A 4,201-nucleotide genomic window follows, 5' to 3' on the forward strand; every position below is an offset into this window, starting at 1 on the left:
CGTGCGCACGGTCTCGAGCAGGGCCGCCATCGAGGCTGCGTCGGCGAGGCCCTCGGGGGTCACCGGCTCGAGCAGCTCGGCGTGGAACACATCCAGGTCGCGCGCATCGCCGAAGCGGTTGGCGTTGTCGCGCAGGCGGGCGTTCCAGGTGCCGGCGAAGGTCTCGGGCAGGGCGGGTGCGAAGATCTTGAGCAGCGCGCGCAGGCGGCGATGGGCGACGCGCAGCTGGTGGATGTTGTCGGGGTCGATCGCGTCGGGGTCGCCCTGCGCGAGCGCGGTCGCGGCGTTGCCCTGCCACTGGCGCACGCAGGACAGTGCCAGGCCCTGGAAGGCCTCGACCACGTTCTGGCCGGGCTCGAGCGTGGAGATCTCGGAGCGCAGCGCGCCCGCGGGCGTGTCGAGGAAAAGGCGGTAGCCGCGTTCGGCCTTGGAGAGGTCGGCCGGCATCAGCGGCAGGTCCTGCGCGAGCGTGCAGGCGAGGTCGAGGAGGTCCTGCGCGCGCCCGCTCTCGAGTTCCAGCTCGAGTTCGCAGATCTCCGCCTCGCGCTCGACGCCCTCCGGGGTGCGCACATGCACCGCGCCGGTGTCGATCATCAGCAGGATGGACACGCCCGCCTGCGGGACGAGTCGCCGCGTCTCGCGGCGGAAGCGGGTGGTGAACACCGGCACCAGTTCTGCGCGGTGGCGTTCGAGCAGACGCGCGGTGGCGGGGTCGTCGACCGGCGTGAAATCGAAGCCGCCGGTCCACGCGGTCTCCCACTCCGGCCGCTGCGACAGCCCGCCGCTCGATACCGCCGCGCATTTCACCGTCTGCAGCATCTGGCGGCCCTGGCGGCGGGTGCGCACGGCCACCTTGCGCGCCTTGAGCTGCAGCTTCGGGGTGTCGTAGTAGGTGTTGTCGAGGGTGAGGGCGTTGCCGCATTTCTCCGCCGCGGCCACCAGCGGGTGGCGGCGCAGCGCCGGGAGCGCGCGCCTGGGCAGCGCGAGCTTGAGTTCGATTTCGTGGCTCATGGAGGTCGCCCGCGGGCGGGCGCTGGAAGACAGGTGCCCTGGATTCTAGACGCCGGCCCGCGGGGCGTCATGCGCGCTTTTGCGACGTGAAATATTTCACTTTCCCGCGCTGGGCCTGCAGCGGATCGGTGCCCGCTGGCGTCTCGCGCCGCTCGACGGTCGATCGCGACTCGCGTCGCTCCCACGGGAAAGCGCTGCGCAGCCGGGCGGCCTAGTCCCCGAACACGGCCCGCCACAGCGCGCGCACCGGCTTGCGTGCGGCCGCGGCCTCGGCGGGATCGACGCGGGAGGGACGCTCGTTGAGGCGCTGGCGGTGTTGCAGGCGGCGCAGTTCGCGGTAGCTGTCGGCGCAGGCGGCGGCGAGGTCGGCGGGGACCAGGCCGAGCTCGCCGGCGATGCCCAGCAGCGCGATGTTGCCGAGGTTGCCGGTGAGGCGCGGGTGGTCGTGGCTGTGGCCGAGCACCAGGTACTGGATCAGGAACTCGACGTCGATCAGCCCGCCTTCGTCGTGCTTGAGGTCGAACACCTCCTCGCTCCTGCTGCCGTGTGCGTCGCGCATCTTGTGCCGCATCGCCAGCACCTCGGCGCGCAGGCTGGGCAGGTCGCGCCGCATGCACAGCACCTCGCAGCGGATGCGCTCGAAGGCTTCCCCGATCGTGCGGTCGCCGGCCGAGAAACGCGCGCGCGTCAAGGCCTGGTGCTCCCACACCCAGGCCGACTCGAGCTGATAGCTGCGGAAGGACTCGAGCGAGCTCACCAGCAGGCCGGACTCGCCGTTCGGGCGCAGGCGCAGGTCGGTCTCGAAGAGCTGGCCGGCGGCGGTCTGGCTCGACAGCCAGGTGCTGACGCGCTGCGCCAGCCGGGTGTAGACCTCGGGCGCCTCCCCCGCCTCGTCGTCGTGGAGGAACACGATGTCGAGGTCGGAGGCGTAGCCGAGCTCCTTGCCGCCGAGCTTGCCGTAGCTGATCACCGCGAACTTCGGCGCCTCGCGGTGGCGGATCTTGATGCGCCGCCAGCACAACGGCAGGGTGAGGTCGAGCACGATGTCGGCGAGCTCGGAGAGGTGGTCGGCGAGCTTCTCGACCGTGAGCAGGCCGGCGAGGTCCTGGGTGAGCAGGCGGAAGACCTGGGCGTGATGGCGCTCGCGCATCACGTCCATCTGGCGCTCCATGTCGGGTTCGAGCGCCTCGAGCTCCTCGGCCAGGCTGGCGCGGAAGGCCTTCCAGTCGGGGGCGTTGTCCAGGCTGCGCGCGTCGAGCATCTCGTCGAGCAGGATCGGATGGCGAGTGAGGAACTGCGCGCCCCAGCGCGATGCGCTCATCAGGTCGGCGACCCGGCGCAGCGCCTGCGGGTATTGCTGCAGCAGCGCGAGATAGGCGCCGCGGCGGCCGATCGCCTCGATGAGGTCGAGCATGCGCGCGAGCGTCTCGTCCGCGCCCGGCGTGCTGGCGGCGGCTTCGAGCACGCGCGGCATGAGCGCGTCGAAGCGGCTCTTGATGTTGTTGGGCAGCTGGCGATAGCGCGGGCTGGCGTGCATCGCGGCGAGACGCTCGGCGGCCATGCGCGGGTGGCGGTAGCCGAGCTCGCCGAGCGCGCCGGTGGCGGCCTCGGTGTCGCGCGCGTTGGCCCAGGTGGCATCAAGGCTGTGGTCCTCCTCGGAGGGGTCGCCGAACACGCTGTCGAAGTGCCGGCTCACCACCTCGCGGTGGGCGTCGAGCACCGCGAGCAGCGCCGCGTAGTCGGCGAAGCCCATGGCCTCGGCGATCAGCGCGCGATCCTCGTCCTTCTCGGGCAGGTCGTGGGTCTGGGCGTCGTCGAGGTACTGCAGGCGGTGCTCGAGCCGGCGCAGGAAGACGTAGGCGTTCGACAGCTCCGTCACCGCCTCCTCCGAAAGGATGCCGCGCTCGGGCAAGCGGGCGAGCACCGCGAGCGTCGGTCGCACCTGCAGCGCGGTGTCGCGCCCGCCGCGGATGAGCTGGAAGACCTGGGCGATGAACTCGATCTCGCGGATGCCGCCGGGACCGAGCTTGACGTTGTTGGCGCGCTCGCGGCGGGCGACTTCGCGGCGGATCTGCGCGTGCAGCTCGCGCATCGCGTTGATCGCACCGAAGTCGAGGTACTTGCGGAACACGAAGGGGCGCGCGAGCTGTTCGAGCTCGGGCCAGCGCTCGCCCAGCATCACCCGCGCCTTGATCCAGGCGTAGCGCTCCCACTCGCGGCCCTGGGTGACGAAGTAGTTCTCCAGCATGTCGAAGCAGCACACCAGCGGGCCGGAGTCGCCGTTCGGGCGCAGGCGCATGTCCACGCGGAAGACCTGGCCGTGCTCGGTGATCTCGGCGAGCGCCTGGATCAGCTGCTTGCCGAGCTTCTCGAAGAACTCGTAGTTGCTGATCGCCTTGCGCCCGCCGGTGTCGCCGTCCTCCGGGTAGATGAAGATCAGGTCGATGTCGGAGGACACGTTGAGCTCGCGCCCGCCGAGCTTGCCCATGCCGACCACGAGGAGCTCCTGCTCCCAGCCGGTGGGCGAGAGCGGCTGCCCGTGGCGCTCGACCAATCCCGCGCGCAGCACGTCGTGGGCGTGGCGCAGCGCCACCTCGGCGAGCAGGGTCATGGTCTCGGTGACCTCGGCGAGCGGGGCGCCGAGCGCGAGGTCGCGCACGATCAGGTGGCACAGCGTCCACATGCGCAGCTGGCGCAGCGCCGGGCGCAGCGCGCCGTCGCCGCCACCGTGGAGGACCTCGCGCGCGGCCACGAAGCGCTGCAGGTCGGCCTCGGCGAGCGGGCGCTCGATGCTGGCGGCCAGCGCCTCCGCCAGCCAGGGCTGGCTGTCGAGCATGCGCGCCAGATAGCGCGACAGGCGGCGCGCCTGCGCCACCGCGGGCGGGAGGGCAGGGGCGGAAACGCTGTTCGGGGCGGACATGAGGGGGCTCCAGTGCGGCGCGAGAGGGTGATCGAGAGGGCGATCGAGACTTGGTAGAATGCGCGCGCGTCGGCGATCCGGTGGCGGGCGCGATCCCAATATTCTAGCTGCCCGCGCCATGCGCCGGCAGCGCTGCAACCGCGCTCCCACACAACGTCCTGCGAGCATCCGACTGAGCCCCTCCGCCCCGCACGCACCTGCCGAATCCGTACCCCCGTCCGTCGACGGCCTGCCGGCCGCGCGCGGCGGCTGGCGGCGCGCGGCCGGCAG

2 protein-coding genes are annotated in these 4,201 nt (G+C 71.7%); both read right to left on the reverse strand.

The annotated features are described in order from the left end of the window. Positions 1 to 1,011: CYTH and CHAD domain-containing protein (locus C665_RS18735; RefSeq protein WP_004326781.1), on the reverse strand; the 1,011-nt coding region annotated here is incomplete at its 3' end. Between the two features lie 211 nt (positions 1,012 to 1,222). Next, positions 1,223 to 3,931 carry a bifunctional [glutamate--ammonia ligase]-adenylyl-L-tyrosine phosphorylase/[glutamate--ammonia-ligase] adenylyltransferase gene (gene glnE / locus C665_RS18740; protein ID WP_004326783.1) on the reverse strand — a complete coding sequence of 903 codons (2,709 nt, stop codon included), beginning with the start codon at positions 3,929 to 3,931 and terminating at the stop codon, positions 1,223 to 1,225. Positions 3,932 to 4,201 lie beyond the last annotated feature (270 nt).

The organism is Thauera aminoaromatica S2, assembly GCF_000310185.1.
Taxonomy (GTDB): Bacteria; Pseudomonadota; Gammaproteobacteria; order Burkholderiales; family Rhodocyclaceae; genus Thauera; species Thauera aminoaromatica.

What these genes read in the sequence shown, in the direction of transcription:
- glnE (WP_004326783.1), bottom strand. Translation starts at nt 3,931, where the DNA reads ATGTCCGCCCCGAACAGCGTTTCCGCCCCTGCCCTCCCGCCCGCGGTG.